Annotated in this window: 16 protein-coding genes and 1 pseudogene; 12 read left to right on the top strand and 5 right to left on the bottom strand. The window is 47.1% G+C overall.

The features are described 5' to 3' along the window. Positions 1-8 precede the first annotated feature (8 nt). Positions 9-743, top strand: a complete 735-nt coding sequence (locus tag ACLGGO_RS11545; RefSeq protein WP_446419422.1) for a C40 family peptidase — start codon at positions 9-11, stop codon at positions 741-743. A 96-nt stretch (positions 744-839) separates the two neighbouring features. Here the strand turns inward: ACLGGO_RS11545 and ACLGGO_RS11540 are convergent, their stop codons facing one another. Further along, complete coding sequence (locus tag ACLGGO_RS11540) at positions 840-1565, bottom strand: response regulator (protein WP_446419418.1); 726 nt, start codon at positions 1563-1565, stop codon at positions 840-842. An 827-nt stretch (positions 1566-2392) separates the two neighbouring features. Here ACLGGO_RS11540 and ACLGGO_RS11535 point away from each other — a divergent pair. Together ACLGGO_RS11535 and ACLGGO_RS11530 are read left to right on the top strand one after the other, a co-directional pair. Then, positions 2393-3016 (top strand): J domain-containing protein, encoded by a 624-nt coding sequence (locus tag ACLGGO_RS11535; protein ID WP_446419417.1) that lies wholly within the window; start codon positions 2393-2395, stop codon positions 3014-3016. An 8-nt stretch (positions 3017-3024) separates the two neighbouring features. Continuing rightward, positions 3025-3297: a DUF3143 domain-containing protein gene (locus tag ACLGGO_RS11530; protein WP_446419416.1), complete on the top strand. Its 273-nt coding sequence runs from the start codon at positions 3025-3027 to the stop codon at positions 3295-3297. A 38-nt stretch (positions 3298-3335) separates the two neighbouring features. Here ACLGGO_RS11530 and ACLGGO_RS11525 read toward each other — a convergent pair whose 3' ends face one another. From ACLGGO_RS11525 to lysA, 3 genes are all read right to left on the bottom strand, one after another. Next, positions 3336-4076: an isoprenyl transferase gene (locus tag ACLGGO_RS11525; protein ID WP_446334666.1), complete on the bottom strand. Its 741-nt coding sequence runs from the start codon at positions 4074-4076 to the stop codon at positions 3336-3338. A gap of 20 nt (positions 4077-4096) precedes the next feature. Further along, positions 4097-5020 carry a diadenylate cyclase CdaA gene (gene cdaA, locus ACLGGO_RS11520; protein ID WP_446334667.1) on the bottom strand — a complete coding sequence of 308 codons (924 nt, stop codon included), beginning with the start codon at positions 5018-5020 and terminating at the stop codon, positions 4097-4099. 202 nt (positions 5021-5222) lie between these two features. Beyond that, positions 5223-6641, bottom strand: coding sequence for a diaminopimelate decarboxylase (gene lysA, locus ACLGGO_RS11515; RefSeq protein WP_446419415.1), 1419 nt, complete (start codon positions 6639-6641; stop codon positions 5223-5225). 76 nt (positions 6642-6717) lie between these two features. Here lysA and rimI point away from each other — a divergent pair, with 76 nt between their 5' ends. The 3 genes from rimI (at position 6718) to ACLGGO_RS11500 (ending at position 10617) form a co-directional block, all read left to right on the top strand. Next, positions 6718-7353 (top strand): ribosomal protein S18-alanine N-acetyltransferase, encoded by a 636-nt coding sequence (gene rimI, locus ACLGGO_RS11510; RefSeq protein WP_446419414.1) that lies wholly within the window; start codon positions 6718-6720, stop codon positions 7351-7353. Positions 7354-7607: 254 nt separating this feature from the next. After that, complete coding sequence (locus ACLGGO_RS11505) at positions 7608-10082, top strand: ATP-dependent Clp protease ATP-binding subunit (protein WP_446334669.1); 2475 nt, start codon at positions 7608-7610, stop codon at positions 10080-10082. Between the two features lie 136 nt (positions 10083-10218). Then, positions 10219-10617: an ExbD/TolR family protein gene (locus tag ACLGGO_RS11500; RefSeq protein WP_446334670.1), complete on the top strand. Its 399-nt coding sequence runs from the start codon at positions 10219-10221 to the stop codon at positions 10615-10617. Positions 10618-11520: 903 nt separating this feature from the next. On the opposite strand, the pseudogene ACLGGO_RS11495 reads toward ACLGGO_RS11500, so the two are convergent. After that, positions 11521-12012: pseudogene (locus ACLGGO_RS11495) on the bottom strand (CIS tube protein); the annotation flags it as partial. A gap of 383 nt (positions 12013-12395) precedes the next feature. Here ACLGGO_RS11495 and ACLGGO_RS11490 point away from each other — a divergent pair. The 6 genes from ACLGGO_RS11490 to ACLGGO_RS11465 all read left to right on the top strand — a co-directional run bounded on the left by ACLGGO_RS11490 (position 12396) and on the right by ACLGGO_RS11465 (position 17261). Continuing rightward, entirely contained in the window at positions 12396-12572 is a 177-nt protein-coding gene (locus ACLGGO_RS11490; protein WP_446334671.1) for a hypothetical protein, read from the top strand. Between the two features lie 323 nt (positions 12573-12895). After that, complete coding sequence (locus tag ACLGGO_RS11485; RefSeq protein ID WP_446334673.1) at positions 12896-14617, top strand: phage tail sheath family protein; 1722 nt, start codon at positions 12896-12898, stop codon at positions 14615-14617. Positions 14618-15244: 627 nt separating this feature from the next. Then, positions 15245-15733: a phage tail protein gene (locus ACLGGO_RS11480; protein WP_446334674.1), complete on the top strand. Its 489-nt coding sequence runs from the start codon at positions 15245-15247 to the stop codon at positions 15731-15733. Between the two features lie 60 nt (positions 15734-15793). Next, positions 15794-16282, top strand: a complete 489-nt coding sequence (locus tag ACLGGO_RS11475) for a phage tail protein (RefSeq protein WP_446419413.1) — start codon at positions 15794-15796, stop codon at positions 16280-16282. 128 nt (positions 16283-16410) lie between these two features. Then, complete coding sequence (locus ACLGGO_RS11470; RefSeq protein ID WP_446419412.1) at positions 16411-16905, top strand: phage tail protein; 495 nt, start codon at positions 16411-16413, stop codon at positions 16903-16905. Further along, entirely contained in the window at positions 16902-17261 is a 360-nt protein-coding gene (locus tag ACLGGO_RS11465; RefSeq protein ID WP_446419411.1) for a hypothetical protein, read from the top strand. Before ACLGGO_RS11470 ends, ACLGGO_RS11465 begins: the two co-directional genes overlap by 4 nt. Positions 17262-17454 lie beyond the last annotated feature (193 nt).

The following is a 17454-nucleotide window of genomic DNA, read 5'->3' as shown; positions in this document are numbered from 1 at the left end:
CCCCACAAATTCTCCCGCCATTCCTCTCGACGCCGACAAGCGCGGTACGGCGCGAGGCTCCTGGCGGTTTAGCTGAATTAAAACATGGTGAGTACCGTTGCCGTGTTAATTTAGACCTTTATGATTCTCCCACTTGTGCTAGTTTAGCGACTCAAGCGGCGGCTGGACGGTATTTGCAATCGGTATTATCCACAGCGAGGGAGCAGGCTATACAGGTGCGGCTATGTGAGGATGGGTATGGAGCCTGGTTACGAGTTGAAGATATCACTCAACTGGAAATCGCCCCTCAACCCTATCACGCGATCGCACTCTCGCGCACTCAAATCCAAGAACGACTTCCGGCGGTTATTGCGTTTACGAAGAACGCGATGCAACAGTCTAATTATTACCTCTGGGGGGGGACCGTTGGACCTAATTACGATTGTTCAGGATTGATGCAAACAGCGTTTGCGGCGTCGGGAATTTGGTTACCGAGAGATTCCTATCAGCAGCAGGAGTTTACTCAATCGATTCCTTTGGTGGAATTAGATGCGGGTGATTTGGTTTTCTTTGGCACACCTGAGAAAATTAATCATCTGGGTCTTTTTTTAGGTGATGGCTATTATATTCACAGTTCGGGGAAAGAACAAGGTCGTAATGGTATTGGGATTGATCGGCTTTCGGAGCAGGGGGATAAAGTTAGTCAAACTTATTATCAGCAGTTTAGGGGAGCAGGGCGGGTCGTTGTCAGTTATTGCCCGTGATATGATTATTTTTTTTAACGCTCCCTGTCCGTAGTAAGCACTAAAGTGCTTAAAAGTAAAGCATTAAGGCACTTTAGTGCCTACTACAAACTACGACTAACTTAATTCCCAATCTAGGCAAAATTCTCCAGGGCGTCTCCAGGGATGGACGGCACAGTTAATTCCATCTGTGCCATGATAATACTGACAAAGTTTACAGGGTTGAGATTGTTCTAGTTTTTCCTGTAAACTATCCCAGTTTTTTTCAGCCATTAAGCGGTAATGATTGGCGAGGAGGTGTTCCGGTTCAATTATCAAGGCTTGCTTGAAAGCCGCCAAAGCCTTTTCATAGAGTTTAATAATTTCGGAACCATACTCTGTCCACGGTTGGACGCGACATTCATAGAGTTGAATTATCTTGAAAATTAGAATACCATAGTCTGTCCAAGCATGAGCAGAAGCCGTTTGCGGTTCTTTTTTCGTATCGAGCAATACTCGTTTCAGGGTATCCAACAGTTCTCTCGGTTGCCAAGGTTTACCGACATAGGCTTCGGCATGTTTGATACCGTAGGAAAGGGCTAAATGCTGTCCTTTGCCGGTTAGAAGAACTACAGGAATATTCTGGGTGTGGGGATTTGCCTTGATTAGACGACAAACCCTATAGCCGTCAATCCGGGGAATGATCAGATCTAATAGCACTAAATCGGGAGAATTGTTCTGAATTTGCCGGAGTGCTTCTACACCATCACTGGCTTGAATGACATTCCACCCACTCCACGTTAACTGCTGAGAAACGCATTCCCGCTGGCTGAGAGAATCTTCAACAACTAAAACGGTATTCATTAATGACAACCTGCTGACTGGGGGAAGGCTTTCGTGCGACTAGCGCAGATTAAACTAAGTGTACCCATTTCTCCTATATTTCTGATCACCCTTCACAAAATTGCAGTTTCAGCAGGCGATCGCAGGATTTTATGGTATAGTTTTACAATGGGAAAATGTGCCTGCCTATAACCTCTACATCAAGCATTTCAGATAAGGACAGTAGAAAGCGCGATCGCACAACTTGCCTCTTGGTTTGATTACCGCTTTATTTGACAATTCAGCCAAGATACAGAAAAAACAAATTGACTCGTAGGGGCGGGTTTTACTATTACCTGTTGCCAGAAACCCCTCAATTCAATAAACCCGCCCTGACCAAAACATAGTAGATAGGAAAAGCAGGGGAGGCAGGGGAAGCAGGGGAAGCAGGGGGAAAGAAAGTTATATCTTTGAATGCAACTTGGTATAAGAACTAAGAACTACAAACTACGGTGCGATTGCCTTCGGTAAAGCGCGAAGCTAATCGCCGGATTTTATGGTATAGTTTTACAATGGGAAAATGTGCCTGCCTATAACCTCTACATCAAACCTTTCAGATAAGAGAAGTAGAAAGGGCGATCGCTCTGGCTTGCCTATTGGTGTGATTACCACTTTATTTGACAATTCAGCCAAGATACAGAAAAAAACAAATTAACTCGTAGGGGCGGGTTTTACTATTACCTGTTGCCAGAAACCCCTCAATTCAATAAACCCGCCCAGCCCCTACGACGAAACCAAACTCCCCCATCTGCTCACCAAGCCAGAGCGATCGCGTAAAATGTTAAAAACCGTTTGTTATACCAGCTAGGATGGCTCAAGACTGGGTAAAACAGAAGACTAGGACGAGCAAACAGCTACAACCCATAACCTATTATGGGATTCTGGGGGTACACCCCAGTGCATCTGCTCTAGATATCCGTCGTGCCTATCGGGAACTGAGTAAACGTTACCACCCCGATACCACCGACTTACCAAAAGCAACGGCAAAGACTAAGTTCCAACAGCTCAATGAAGCTTATGGGACTCTGAGTAATCCAGAACGGCGAATCCTGTATGATCAAACTATTGGCTATTCTCGCGTCAACGTCATTCAACCTCCACCCGGATTGAACCGTCCCGTCGTGCGATCGCGAGTGGATCACTCATCCTCTGCCTACCTTGACCCCACTGACCGTCCTCTCTCCCCTGGCGAGTTATTTGCCCTATTTATTTTAGGCATAACCTTCGTGGGATGCTTGCTCCTGGCAATTGTGATTGGGTTAACCCGAGGAGACAATGCTTTTCAAGTTTCTGGGATATCTCTATCCAGTCGAGTCACCACTCCACCGATAACTCAATTACAACCAATCCCTCTATCTCCCCCTCCTAACCAACATATCTCCCCATCTAATTCACCGTCAAGCCCTGTTGTTGTTCCATCTCTCAATCTATAAAAACGTCTATGGTACTTCCTTCCTCTGACACGCCCCTCTATAACCATCCCCTTCCTGAAATCGAAAATTGGCTCCGTTCACAAGGATGTCAACAAGATAACAATGAACTCAATTGCTGGCGTGTGGAACGACCAACTTGGAAAGCCGAACTCTGTCTAGAAGTTGAGGAATTAGCCGTGCGTTACATTAATGCAGCAGAAGGACGACGTGACATTTTGCGCTCTTTCAAGTATTCCCTAAGTCGTGAAGATGTAGAAGCAGCGGTTTTCTCTGGTCCATGAACGACCCATAGATTGTAGAGACGTAGCAGGCTACGTCTCTACAATTTACCAAATCGCCGATCTCGTTTCTGATAAGCAATTAAAGCTTGATGAAACGCTTCTCGGTCAAAATCGGGCCAAAACGTGTTTGTCGTATAAAATTCAGCATAAGCCATTTGCCAGAGGAGAAAATTTGACAAACGCATCTCTCCACTCGTGCGAATCAGCAAATCTGGATCACCAATATTGGCAGTATAAAGATGGCGAGAAAACAGCGCTTCGTCAATCTCCTCCGGTTGAATCTGACCGTGCTGAACCTGAGTAGCAATTGCCCGACAAGCCTGTAAAATCTCTTCACGTCCACCGTAATTGGTCGCCACAGTAAACTGAATCCCGGTATTATTTTCAGTTTGGGTCATCGCCCGTTCAATTTGGTCTTGCAGGGATTGCGGTAATGCCGTTAAATTCCCCACAAACTGAATGCGTACATTCTCCTCCATCATCTCTTGGAGTTCTCGCATCAATACCCGCTCAAACAGTGTCATTAAAAATTCCACTTCTTCGATAGGACGCCCCCAGTTTTCTGTGGAAAAGGCATAAGCGGTTAAGGCTTGAATTCCCCAATCATCACAACAGCGCAACAACCGTTTTAAGGCATCTACTCCTCGGCGATGACCCATAATCCGAGGAATACCTCGGCGTTTTGCCCAACGACCATTACCATCCATAATCACTGCTACATGTTTGGGTAGACGTTCCTGGTCGAGGTCGCTTGGTAATTCTTTTAGTATCGTTTGCATAATAATTGTCTAAATAATAGTCATTTCTTATTACGAGAAGTAGAGGACGGCAGACGGAGAAAGCGGGAAATGATTAGCCATCCCTGAGACTTAACTTGGCGACCTAAACTGCGTAAGCCGGGGGGAACTGCCTCACGGTCAACCGCTGTCGAAAATCGATCCTCTAACAGTTCTTTGAGTTTACTACTGGTTAAAGGTCGGTTGAGTCCGCCCCGTTCCGCCAATGAAATAGAACCCGTCTCCTCGGATACAACAATACAAAGGCAATTTTCCACCCGCTCAGTAATTCCCATCGCGGCTCGATGGCGCGTGCCAAGCTGTCGTGAGGCAGTTCGCTCGGATAGGGGTAAAATCACACCTGCTGCAGCTACGCGAGACCCCCGAATCAATACTGCCCCATCATGGAGTAACGTCGTCGTCTGAAAGATAGTTTGCAGCAGTTCTTTAGACAATTCAGCATTCAACTGTACCCCTGGTACAGAAAAATCTCGCTCATCAATGGTTCCATTGGTCTCCATAATCATCAATGCGCCAATCCGATTTTGAGATAATTCTTTAACCGCATCGACAATTTCATCAATCACACTATCTGGTTTAGGCATAGGGCGGCGTTGGGATTGAAACAACTGCCTAATTTCTCCCCGCCCGACTTGTTCGAGAAAGCGGCGAAATTCTGACTGAAAGATGACAGCCATCGCCACAGCCGAACCAACCACCAATTTTTCTAACACAAAACTCAACAGGGTCAATCCTAGTCGATTACTGACCGCTGCCGCTAGCATCAAGACGATTAGCCCTCGAACCATCCACAAAGTACGACGCTCCCCGATAATGAGGAGAACCATATAGGTGAGGGCTAGAACCAATCCGACATCAACGCTGTGCAGCAATAAAGATTGAACCCAGCCAGAGTCAGGAAAATAACCCGACGACGACGCAGGCATTGAACTTAATTAAACGTTTAGCAACTGAGAGCTTGACTCTGGCTTGATTGTAACGAGATTAGCAGGGGAGTTGCGACAGATTCGTCATTTGTCATTCGTCCTTGGCTTCCCCAGCTCCCAGACGTAGCATCATGCTACGTCTCTACATGCTTCCCCAGCTTCCAGACGTAGCATGCTACGTCTCTACATGCTCCCCCATTCCTCATCCCTTATCCTGGGATACAAGTCGTTTCGGTAAATGATCCATGCGGATTAAGTCTTGATAGGTTTCTCGCTGCAAAATTAATTCAGCCGTTCCATCCTTAACTAACACCCCTGCAGGTCGAGGTACACGATTGTAGTTAGATGCCATGCTGTAATTGTATGCTCCAGTTCCCATGACGACGAGCAAATCCCCAGGTTGGGTTTCGGGTAATTGGGCATCTTTGAGTAATATATCCCCGGATTCACAATGTTTACCCGCAATTGTGACAGTTTCGGTTATTGGTGCTGACATGCGATTGGCAACCACCGGACGATAAACCGATTGATAAGTAATCGGACGTGGGTTATCGGACATCCCCCCATCGACGGCTATGTAGGTTCGCATTTGGGGGATGACCTTGCGACTGCCAATGGTATACGCCGTCACACAAGCGGGTCCAATAATTGATCGCCCCGGTTCGGATAATAGCCGGGGTAAGGGCAACTGCTGCTGCTTACAGGCATTAACCACAGCTTCACAAACCCCCTTGACCCAATTATCAATCCTGGGGGGATCATCGTCTTCGGTATAGCGAATTCCTAAACCGCCACCGACATTGAGTTCTTGAATGGATAGATTGAACACAGAGGCTTTCTGGAGATAATCAACCAAAACCGCCCCGAGATCTTTGTGGGGTTGACTCTCAAAAATTTGTGACCCGATGTGAGCATGTAAACCAATGCAGTCGAGGATAGGATGGTGGCTAATGAAGGCAAAAACCTCATCTAGACTGTGGGGATCAAAACCGAACTTGCTATCCAGGTGACCGGTGCGAATGTATTCATGGGTGTGACACTCGATCCCAGGTGTGATCCGAATCATGATCCGAACCTTAGCGTTCCCAGAGGCTTTCTGTGCCAAATCCGCCAGAGTTTCTAACTCCAAGCGGTTATCGACAACAATGGTACATTGGCTCTCAATGGCGAGTTGGAGTTCAGCGATAGACTTGTTATTGCCGTGGAAATACAGCTTATCGGCTTTTACCCCAGCTTCTAGTGCGGTGTAGAGTTCACCTCCAGATACGACATCAATCCCCAAACCTTCCGATGCCGCGATCGCACAAACCGCTAAACAATTCCAGGCTTTTGAAGCATACAGCACTAAGGTATCTCCGGGATAGTAACGGGCAAAGGCATCCCTATATTGGCGGCAAGCTGTTCTTAGGGTGACTTCATCTAGAATATAAAGGGGAGAACCAAACTCCTCAACTAAACCTTTAACATCACAGCCACCAATTTCCAGGCAGTCTTGGCTGTTAACAGTGGCTGTAAGCGGCAACAGTTCCTGATTGGGGGAGCGCTCATCGCCATGGAAATGGGATGATCGAAGATATCGCTGTCCAGAGTTTTGCACCTGAGTGGAGTCAATCAATAGCATAATGTCGTTATCATCTTGAAATGGATATGGGCAGGTACACCAAAAGCGTACGTCAATTAGTGTACAATTGAGTGCTGTGACTGTCTTAGAACTAAAGCCGCTAACCACAGCACAACTGAGTGCGGCTGTTGATCTCGATCTTGTATGTTTTGGCGGGCTGTGGACGCGATCGGGCTACGAACGAGAGTTAAATAGCCCGAATAGTCAAATACTGGTTTTAGAAGCACACAACCCCTGGGATAAGCGCCCAGGGGGTTGCCATTCAGCCGTTGTTAGACCACAAAATCCACTTGGGGAGGATCTACCCACGCACTCCCCTTTAGGGAATGCCTTAGTGGGTTTAGGTTGTTACTGGTCAATTCTGGAGGAAGCGCATATTACGATTTTGGCGGTGCATCCAAACTATCAACATCAGGGACTGGGGCAATTTTTACTGTATGCCTTACTCAAGGACGCTAAACAGCGTCAGTTGGAGTGGGCAACCTTAGAGGTCAAACCCTCGAATCACGCTGCCCTGTCTCTCTACCAAAAGTTTGATTTTATTCCAGCCGGACGACGCCGAGGATATTACCAAGATACGGGTGAAGATGCCCTAATTTTGTGGCGCAAGGGTTTACAAAAGCCGGAATTTGAGCAAACCCTGCAAGAACGCTATGAGCAAATCGTCTCCCGCTTAACCCGTCAGGGTTGGCAACTCTTTAGTTATGTGTGATTGGTGATTTGTCATTGGTCATTTGTCACTTGTTGATTGGGAAAGCTATTTCCCATCTTCACCTGCTCCCTTGCTCCCCCGTACCTCCGCTCCCCTGTGCACCCGCACCCCTGCACCTTAGCTCCCTCATTCCCCCCTGAGAGAGAGGAATTTAAAGATTAATTTAGACAGGTTGTTGTATAGGAGACAGCCTGAGAAGTCTCCTATGCTAGAATCAGCGTACACGGGCACGCAACAGGTGATGGAAATACGCCATGTTTGAACGCTTTACAGAAAAAGCCATTAAGGTGATCATGCTAGCCCAGGAAGAGGCACGTCGCCTGGGGCATAATTTTGTCGGCACGGAGCAAATCCTTCTGGGTTTGATCGGGGAGGGAACTGGCGTCGCCGCCAAAGTTCTCAAGTCGATGGGTGTCAATCTTAAAGATGCCCGGATTGAAGTTGAGAAAATCATTGGTAGAGGTTCCGGCTTTGTCGCTGTGGAAATTCCCTTTACCCCTAGGGCAAAACGAGTGTTAGAATTATCACTCGAGGAAGCCCGCCAACTGGGTCATAACTATATCGGAACTGAGCATTTACTGCTGGGGTTGATCCGGGAAGGCGAAGGGGTGGCGGCACGAGTTTTGGAAAATTTGGGTGTAGACCTGACCAAAGTGAGAACTCAAGTCATCCGGATGCTGGGCGAGACGGCAGAAGTCACCAGTGGCGCATCTTCGGGTCGCACGAAAACACCAACCTTAGATGAATTTGGTAGCAATCTGACCCAAATGGCGGGTGAAGGTAAACTTGATCCGGTAGTGGGACGCGCTAAAGAAATTGAGCGCGTTATCCAAATTTTGGGACGTCGCACCAAAAATAACCCTGTATTGATAGGGGAACCAGGGGTCGGCAAAACCGCGATCGCAGAAGGATTGGCGCAGCGAATTGCCAATAACGATATCCCAGATATCTTAGAAGAAAAGCGCGTCGTTACTCTGGACATCGGGCTACTGGTGGCGGGGACGAAGTATCGGGGTGAGTTTGAAGAACGCCTCAAGAAAATCATGGATGAAATTCGTCAAGCTGCCAATGTAATTTTGGTGATTGACGAGGTTCATACCCTGATTGGTGCAGGTGCGGCTGAAGGGGCAATTGATGCCGCAAATATCCTGAAACCGGCTTTAGCCAGAGGCGAACTCCAATGTATCGGGGCGACAACCCTAGATGAGTATCGTAAACATATTGAACGGGATGCGGCATTAGAACGACGCTTCCAACCCGTGATGGTAGGTGAACCGTCCGTTGAAGAGACGATTGAGATTTTATACGGGTTGCGCGAACGTTATGAACAGCATCACAAGCTGAAAATTTTAGATGAAGCCCTGGATGCAGCGGCAAAACTGTCAGATCGCTATATCTCAGATCGGTTTTTGCCAGATAAGGCGATTGACTTGATTGATGAAGCCGGTAGCCGCGTGCGTCTAATTAACTCCCAGCTTCCCCCAGCAGCTAAAGAGTTAGATAAGGAACTGCGACAAGTCCTCAAAGAAAAAGACGACGCCGTGCGATCGCAAGACTTTGACCGGGCGGGGGAACTGCGCGATCGGGAAATGGAAATTAAAAGCGAAATTCGCGCGATCGCTCAAAATAAAAAGACAGAAACGGGAACGGATGATTCGCCAGTCGTTGATGAGGAAGATATCGCCCACATTGTCGCATCGTGGACGGGTGTACCCGTTAGCAAGCTAACTGAATCCGAGTCCGAGAAGCTGCTGCACATGGAAGATACGCTGCACCAGCGCCTCATCGGTCAGGAAGATGCGGTGAAAGCGGTGTCTCGCGCGATTCGACGGGCAAGGGTAGGTTTGAAGAATCCCAACCGTCCCATCGCCAGCTTTGTCTTCTCAGGTCCTACCGGGGTGGGTAAAACTGAGTTAGCCAAATCCTTGGCGGCTTACTTCTTCGGATCTGAAGACGCGATGATTCGCTTGGATATGTCCGAGTACATGGAACGCCATACCGTCAGTAAGTTGATTGGTTCGCCTCCAGGGTACGTCGGCTACAACGAAGGCGGTCAACTAACTGAAGCAGTACGTCGTCGTCCCTACACGGTGGTGCTATTCGACGAAATCGAAAAAGCCCATCCTGATGTCTTTAACATGCTGCTGCAAATCCTGGAAGACGGGCGTCTCACGGATGCTAAGGGGCGGACAGTAGACTTTAAGAACACCCTATTAATCATGACCTCTAATATCGGGTCTAAGGTGATTGAAAAAGGTGGCGGTGGTTTAGGCTTTGAGTTAAGCGACAACGAAGCCGAATCCCAGTACAACCGCATCCGTTCTTTGGTCAATGAGGAACTCAAGCAGTACTTCCGTCCAGAATTCCTCAACCGTTTGGATGAGATTATTGTCTTCCGTCAGCTTAGCAAAGACGAGATCAAGGAAATCTGCGATATCCTACTGCGGGAAGTCTTCAAGCGTCTCACAGAACAGGGAATTGCCTTGGAAGTCACCGATCGCTTCAAAGAACGCTTGGTGGAAGAAGGGTACAGTCCGTCTTATGGCGCAAGACCCCTGCGTCGGGCAATCATGCGCTTGTTAGAAGACGTATTAGCAGAAGAAATCCTTTCTACTCGCCTGCAAGAAGGAGACAGCGCTATTGTCGATGTGGATGAAGAGGGCAAAGTGAAAGTTATTCCTGGAGAACCTGGGGAACAACGGGAACTTTTACCTCAAGGTGCTGAATAATCCACTCGATTGATAATTCCGATTTGGCGGTAGAGAAGGTTAGCCTTTTCTACCGTTTTTATTTGTCATTTGTTATTCCGTCGTCAGTAAACAACCTCAACTCAAGACGCGATGCAAGAAGCGTCTCTACACTACTATGCGTCTACCTGATGATTCAGAAACACCATTCCAGATTAATATTGTGCCAATGATTGATGCGATATTCGCCATCTTGGCATTTTTTATAATTTCAACTCTTTATTTAACCCGATCTGAAGGATTACCTGTTAATTTGCCGACGGCGACAACCGCAGAAAGTCAGCTACAAGACCGAATAATTACGATCACAATTCAGGAAAATAGGGCAATTTTCATTAACCGGGAACCGATTGAATTATCTCAACTTGAAGCAGGGATAGAGTCATTGGTTACGGCAAATTCTCAAGTCTTGGTGATTATTAATGCCGATGAAAATGTCCCTCATGGTCGAGTTGTTAGCGTTATGGATCGCTTACGTTTAGTCGAAGGCATTCGTTTAGCGATCGCGACTCAGTAGAGGCAATGAAATAAGCGGTTCAGCATTTACAGCGCTTTTCAAGTATAGCAGTAGACACATCGATTAGGACTTTCCTTTCCTGTTGTTCCAGACGTTCCGCTGGAACATCTCTACTAAATGATGCTCCTACGAAGTCGGGGATCTTGCTCAGAATACTGTACCTCATCAACCTGAAATCTGCTGTAAACCTTAATGTCTATAATGAGGAAATCCTTGTAGTGCGAGCATCTTGCTCGCTACTAATACCCAATTTAATGGGTTTCATGATGTTCATTCTTCAAGTTGAGAAGCAGCTTGGGACGCCGCATCAGAAGCTTGGGAGGCAGCTTGGGACGCCGCATCAGAAGCTTGGGAGGCAGCTTGGGATGCCGCATCAGCCGCCTGGGAGGCAGCTTGGGACGCCGCATCAGAAGCTTGGGAGGCAGCTTGGGATGCCGCATCAGCCGCCTGGGAAGCAGCATCGGAGACTTGAGAAGCCGCCTGGGAAGCAGCATCAGAGGCTTGGGACGCCGCCTGGGAAGCAGCATCAGAGGCTTGAGAGGCAGCTTGGGATACTGTATCAGCCGCCTGAGACGCCGCATCGGATACTGTATCAGCCGCCTGAGACGCCGCATCGGAGACTTGAGAAGCTGCCTGAGAAGCCGCATCAGAGGCTTGAGAAGCAGCTTGAGAAGCCGCATTAGCCGCCTGAGAAGCAGCTTGAGACGCCACATTAGCCGCCTGAGAAGCCGCATCAGAGGCTTGAGAGGCAGCCTGGGATGCTGCATTAGCTGCACCCCCCAAACCTCCCGTAGTCAGGGAACTTGCCGATGGTGCTGCTTGAGGCGAGGGACTTAACGGGGGTGAACTCGCGCCAGAGCCTGATTTAAGCCGAGCCTTACGACTGGACAAGCTATCTTGTTGGCGTTGACTGGCATTCGACTTAGGCGTAGACATACCCGGTTGGGATATGGACTCATCAATCTCTTCTAAAGTTAAGTTAATCTTGGCGCGTACTGGTGTCCCATCCGGCAGAAACATCGTCAGATTGTAATCAAGTTTGGTTACAAAGCAGCGGATATACTTTTGAGAACCCCAGGTAAACACATAAGTTGGTGGACGTTTCTCTCGACCCGCTCCTGACTCGGCAAAATCAACCGCTTTTTGAAATGATTTGATATATTTTAGAACACTCTCCCCTCGCTCGTAGGTATCAAAAATTAGGTCATTGATGGTGAGGATGACGGGTTCAGGATAAGCAAAGTTAACTTTAGGCAATCCCCTACCTGTCCGCGCTCCACTACTTTTAGTTAGATTAATTTGCTGATTGAACGCCAACTGGTTGGGATTAAACATGAATTCAATAGTTCCGCCACCATCAGTTGAAATCAGTTGCGCTTTGACCAGTTGTGACATGACAGGAGTCCTCTAACCGCATTTTATCTGTATTCTTGCCCCCTTGTGCCCATTAACAACTGGAATCCAGTCAATGGGTTCGGGTCGCCCTTTAGTCAAAACTCTACACGGCTTTATCCCTATTTCATCCAATCCCCAGCATTCTTACTTTTTACTTTTCTTTACAATTTTAGCTAAATTGACCTAAAAAAGTGCTAGACAACAATCATAGCCTAAAACTGGGCAACCTTCTCAAATAGGTCGCGGCAAAAATAAATATTTTTTAAGATTTAGTTTATAATTTGTAAAGATATTTTAGGTAAATTTTCGACTATAGTCTAATAATATAGCTAGGGTTAGCCTCTCTCATGACACTTATGCGTACAGCATAATCACAGACTTCTATGATCGCTCCTGTTGCCCGAACCTTGGCAAATATCTGGTCTGGGGGAAGTTCCCAGATAAACTTTGTATTGTTCCGGCGCGGTGGGGCATCCCGTGTCGTTAATAAAGCCAAGAGTCTCCTAAGCAATAGCCGGATTGTCTTGGAAGCTTACACCGAATCAAAGATTACGGTGTAAGAGATGTCACATAAGCAACAGTTGTTCTATAAGAACTTAACTGAGCTACGGCGTCATCGCTGGTTGCGACAACAAAAGGGAATGACTCCTGTACGAACACGTTCTGACATGCTATCACTGAAAGATATTATGCAGAAGTTGGCTAGCTCCAGCAGCCTTACGGAATACATTAGGGATTTTGGCACATCCAGCGTTGTCTGCTTGTGCTCTTGTTCCTTTCAATTGGCACAGAAAACTGCCTCTGCCAACAGTGTATAGAGTTTGACACTCTAAGGTTGTTTTTCTGTTGGCTGATTTAAGTCCTAAATGGAGGAATATTACTCATGCCATTAGATTATTTTGCGCCAGGAGTCTACGTTGAAGAGGTAGACCGTGGCAGTCGCCCGATTGAGGGCATTAGTATGAGTGTCGCTGGGTTTATTGGTTTTACCGAGGATATACGCGGTGACGCCGAATTATTTAAACCCATGCTGATTACCACTTGGGATCAGTATTTGCAGTCGTTTGCCAAAGAAGGCTCCGATGGGTTCACCGACTTTGACGCCTATTTACCCTTTGCGGTTCAAGGGTGGTTCCTCAATGGTGGGGGTCGCTGCTGGGTAACCAGTATTGGCACTAAACTACCGGGTGCTGAACCGCCGCCAATCGAGCAAACGGGGACTAAGGTTTTAACATCGGGAAATCGCCCCTCGTTACAATTCATGATTAAGCCGGCTGAATCTGAATCAGAAGAAGGGGGAGCTTTAGCGCTACCCGGTGCAGATGAGCCACGGCTGCGGGTGGTGATTCAAGAAAGTACACCGAAACCCTTACCCGAAGACGCACCAGAGGATGCCGAACCGCCCTACAACACCGGTGAATTCTTTGACCTGATTGTGGCACGCGGCGAAGAGGTATTGGAACGGTATGACCACCTGACCATGAATCCAGAAGTGGATACGCAGGTAGCTGAGTATGTAGTCACCGCCGTTGAAAGTTCTGAATTTATCCAGGCGGTTGACATCTCCCAAAGCGGACAACCCTTGTCACGGCGCCCCATGCAAGGAGCGTATGAGATTACGCCGCCACCGTACATTTCTCCCCCAGACAACTTTGCCCGCGATTTACAAGGACAACGGGATGACCGCACGGGGACACAGGGGATTTTTGAAATTGATGAAGTCGCCATGATTGCTTGTCCTGACTTGATGAAAGTGTATCAAGAAGGATTGATGAACTTAGAACAAGTTCACGGTGTCATGGAAATGATGCTAAGTATGTGCGAGAATTCCTTCCCAGGTCCAGCCTACCGGATGGCAGTTCTTGACGCACCTCCAGTCAAGCCGACGAAAGGAGATACCCCAGTTGCGGCTGAACAACAGAAACCTCAAGATGTCGCGGCTTGGTTAAAACTGTTTAACCGCCGTTCCATGTTTGGCGCTCTCTACTATCCCTGGATTAAAGTGGCGAACCCTCGTAATGGTGGACGACCCATTTATGTCCCCCCCAGTGGTCACATGATGGGGATTTGGTGTCGCACTGATGAAACACGAGGTGTGTTCAAAGCACCAGCGAACGAAACACCGCGCGGTGTAACGGGTTTAGCCTATGACACCAATATGCGGGAACAAGAACTGTTAAACCCGATGGGAATTAACTGTATCCGTAACTTCGCCAATTACAACCGAGGCTATAAGGTTTGGGGTGCTCGCACCTTGGTAGAACCGGATAACGTGCAATGGCGTTATATCAGTGTCCGCCGCTTACTCAGCTACATTGAGAAATCCATTGAAATTGGTACACAGTGGGTGGTGTTCGAGCCAAATGACCAAATTCTCTGGGCTCGTGTACGCCGTACAGTCAACAATTTCTTGGAGCGGCTTTGGCGTGAGGGAGCATTGTTTGGAACTTCCCCTTCAGAATCGTTCTACGTCAAGTGCGATGGAGAAATTAACACCCATGAGACGATTATGCTGGGTCGTCTCTATGTAGAAGTGGGTGTTTGTCCAGTACGTCCGGCTGAATTTGTCATCTTCCGCATTAGTCAGTGGGCACCGAATCAATAGGTTCTAAATCCTACCCAAGCAATTGCCTTGGGTAGGTATTAAAACCATGTAGGGGCGACCCGCTTGGATTAATGGAAACTCTAGAAACAGGGCGGGCGCGAGTCACATTGAGGTGCAACCGAAAAGATAGTAGTAAAACCCGCCCCTACATCGGGTCGCCCTGAATTTAGCAAAGTAAATAATTGTAACGAAAACGGGTTGAGAAACATACAATAAAAAGGGAAGGGTGTGACAATTGCGGGTTAGAGCTTGAGAGAGAGTGCAACGCCTCCATTAATTTGGAGATAGCCGCCAGTTAGGTGGTTTTAGCCTGTGGACTGGGAAGGTGCCGACACCTCCAGAATGAAGCAGGAAGTAAGCAGTAAGCCTAGTTATGAGTACCTCTGCCTAGATTTGCATAAGTCTTATGTAACGGAACTCGGATTTCATCGAACGCTTAACAGCACCTCACAGACCTTGACATTTTGTAATCGATCTGAGCGAAAATTCATGCTATAACAGAAGTCTCTAAATGCTAAAGTGTCTGATTATGGCTTGATGGTTTTGTCGATGTGTTAAGTTCTATATCGGCAACACATCGAAACAAGTCAAGGTTAACTATTAACTTGAGAGTAAGGAGATAAAAATATGGCTGTCGAACTAAAAGGTCTTGCCCCTAGTAGTTTTTCCTGTGATATTGATGGCATGGGTGAACTTTCGTTTCAAAGTGTGAAAGTTCCTGATTACAAGCCGAAACTAGCGGGTGAATCCGCCGTGGTTGGTTCAATGAAAGGTGGGAAATCAGAGCGGCAGATTAACTCGGCTGGCTTTGAGGAAGTGGTCACTTTTGATTTAGTCTGCCTTTCTAGTCCAAGTCCAACCAGTTCTAGTGTAGTCATGTACAAATGGTTCAAAGCTTGCCTCCCTCCCTCCGATGGCGGTGAAGGAAAATGGGGTGAAAACAAAAAAACAGGAAGTATCTTTGCCTACAGTCATGATGATGCAATTATAGCTCAATGGGACTTCCAAGAAGCGTGGCCCTCTAAAATGAGCCTTTCCGAATTAGATGTCAACGGCAAAGATTATCTCAAAGAAACCTGGACAATAGTGTGCGAAAATTGCACCCGCGTGATGTAGGACATTTGAGGAATTTGATCATCAGCTATTTAATGAACTGAATTATCTGGGAGTTGAACCATGGCAGATATTGAATATAACACAAACGCTGCTTTCTTTTTTGATTGTGATGGAATGGAGATAGTTGTCGAAAAATGTACGATTCCTGCGATTGAAATGAAAGTGGCAGCAGGAAGCGGAGCCATCGGCTGCGGCAAAGATGGGAAAACCCAAACCCAAGCTACCCCGGGTGCAGTCGAGTATGGTTCTGCTCTTAAACTCGAATATGTGGCAGGTAACGAGGGATATCAACAGACAATAACCGATTGGTATAAGAAATGCCACGCGAGTTCGTTCTCCGGTGGAGCTACAGAGTCGAGGAAACAGCGAAAAACAGCATCACTGTTTATTTACGATATGAATGGTAAGATTGGGGCGCAGTACGATTTCATCGATTGCTTCCCCAGCAACCTCACCCAAACCAGTCAATTAGATGTTAGTAAGCCGGGAGAAATGGCTAAAGATACGATGGAGATTCGATTCACGAAAATGGTACGGGCAGACGTGTGATGTGAGTATTGCCACAATTCTCAATCCAGTTTCTTGAATCAACTGCCTAGGTGCTTCTTTGGAGGACACTGGGCAGTGTTTTATTCGTTTCCGGAGGACAGGAGAGACAAAAGCAAAGGAGGTGAACAGTGACAGAAGTTGAAATTCTGACGCGATCGCGCTATTTTCTAGAGTTAATCCTAGATGGGAGTAATGATTCTGTCGATGGTCTGTTTGAGGAATGTGCAGGCTTTAAAGCCACCCAGGATGTCGTTGAAGTCTGCGAAGTAACGCCGCAGAAGTGGGGTAAAAGTGGGAATTCTAGAGGGCGAGTGGTTCGCACAAAGGTTCCTGGTAATATGACCTATACCAATCTCACCTTGAAACGAGGCTTAAATATTTCCATGACGCTGTGGAATTGGCTAAATTCTGTTCAAGAAGGCGCGAATTGGGAAGATCAACGGCGGAATGGTGCGTTAGTTATCTATAATACTGCATCCGAGGAGCAGTTTCGATTTGAATTTAAAGGCGCGTGGCCCATTAGCTATAAAATTTCTGATTTGAGTGTCAAAGGAGATGACTATCAAATAGAAGAAGTCGAGGTGACAGTTGAACAGTTAAGACGGATTAAACCAGGTATATGATTCAAACCCAGTTTGAATTTGATCTTCCCAAAGGATATCTGGATGGGGAGGGAAACTTGCACCGCAAGGGGGTAATGCGGTTAGCACGGGCGATTGATGAAATCGTTCCCATGCGTGATCCGCGTGTGAAATCCAATCCCGCTTATGCCACCGTGATTATTTTATCGCGAGTTATTTTGCGTTTGGGGGCTTTGGATGAAGTCACTCCCACGGTAATTGAAAATTTATTTGCCTGTGATCTCAATTATCTACAGCAATTTTATCGGCAAATTAATGAATTAGAACCTGATAATCAAGGGGAATCGGCTTCCAGTTTATCAGTGCAACCTGTATCAATTCCCTCAGATTATGAATGATATAAAATTACTGGTTTTTGTCTGCCATAATTCTCAAGAAACAAGTTTTGACACAGGGGGTTAAGTAAAGGGCGACCCGAGCCTCTGTAGGGGCGGGTTTTACTACTATCTTTTCGGTTGCACCTCGATGTGACTCGCGCCCGCCCTGTTTCTCTAGTTGTTGATTTATGCAGCGGTTCGCCCCTACAGGAGA

Source organism: Coleofasciculus sp. (assembly GCF_046565525.1).
GTDB lineage: Bacteria > Cyanobacteriota > Cyanobacteriia > Cyanobacteriales > Coleofasciculaceae > Coleofasciculus.
Note: the sequence above shows the minus strand (reverse complement) of the source record. Positions and strands in the feature narration are given on the sequence as shown.

Bases quoted from the DNA above. Each gene is read 5' to 3' on its own strand.
- lysA (WP_446419415.1), bottom strand. From the start codon at position 6,641: ATGCTATTGATTGACTCCACTCAGGTGCAAAACTCTGGACAGCGATAT.
- ACLGGO_RS11525 (WP_446334666.1), bottom strand. From the start codon at position 4,076: ATGCAAACGATACTAAAAGAATTACCAAGCGACCTCGACCAGGAACGT.
- ACLGGO_RS11480 (WP_446334674.1), top strand. From the start codon at position 15,245: ATGGCTGTCGAACTAAAAGGTCTTGCCCCTAGTAGTTTTTCCTGTGAT.
- ACLGGO_RS11485 (WP_446334673.1), top strand. From the start codon at position 12,896: ATGCCATTAGATTATTTTGCGCCAGGAGTCTACGTTGAAGAGGTAGAC.
- ACLGGO_RS11535 (WP_446419417.1), top strand. From the start codon at position 2,393: ATGGCTCAAGACTGGGTAAAACAGAAGACTAGGACGAGCAAACAGCTA.
- ACLGGO_RS11505 (WP_446334669.1), top strand. From the start codon at position 7,608: ATGTTTGAACGCTTTACAGAAAAAGCCATTAAGGTGATCATGCTAGCC.
- ACLGGO_RS11530 (WP_446419416.1), top strand. From the start codon at position 3,025: ATGGTACTTCCTTCCTCTGACACGCCCCTCTATAACCATCCCCTTCCT.
- ACLGGO_RS11490 (WP_446334671.1), top strand. From the start codon at position 12,396: ATGATCGCTCCTGTTGCCCGAACCTTGGCAAATATCTGGTCTGGGGGA.
- cdaA (WP_446334667.1), bottom strand. From the start codon at position 5,020: ATGCCTGCGTCGTCGTCGGGTTATTTTCCTGACTCTGGCTGGGTTCAA.
- ACLGGO_RS11465 (WP_446419411.1), top strand. From the start codon at position 16,902: ATGATTCAAACCCAGTTTGAATTTGATCTTCCCAAAGGATATCTGGAT.
- ACLGGO_RS11500 (WP_446334670.1), top strand. From the start codon at position 10,219: ATGCGTCTACCTGATGATTCAGAAACACCATTCCAGATTAATATTGTG.
- ACLGGO_RS11540 (WP_446419418.1), bottom strand. From the start codon at position 1,565: ATGAATACCGTTTTAGTTGTTGAAGATTCTCTCAGCCAGCGGGAATGC.
- ACLGGO_RS11475 (WP_446419413.1), top strand. From the start codon at position 15,794: ATGGCAGATATTGAATATAACACAAACGCTGCTTTCTTTTTTGATTGT.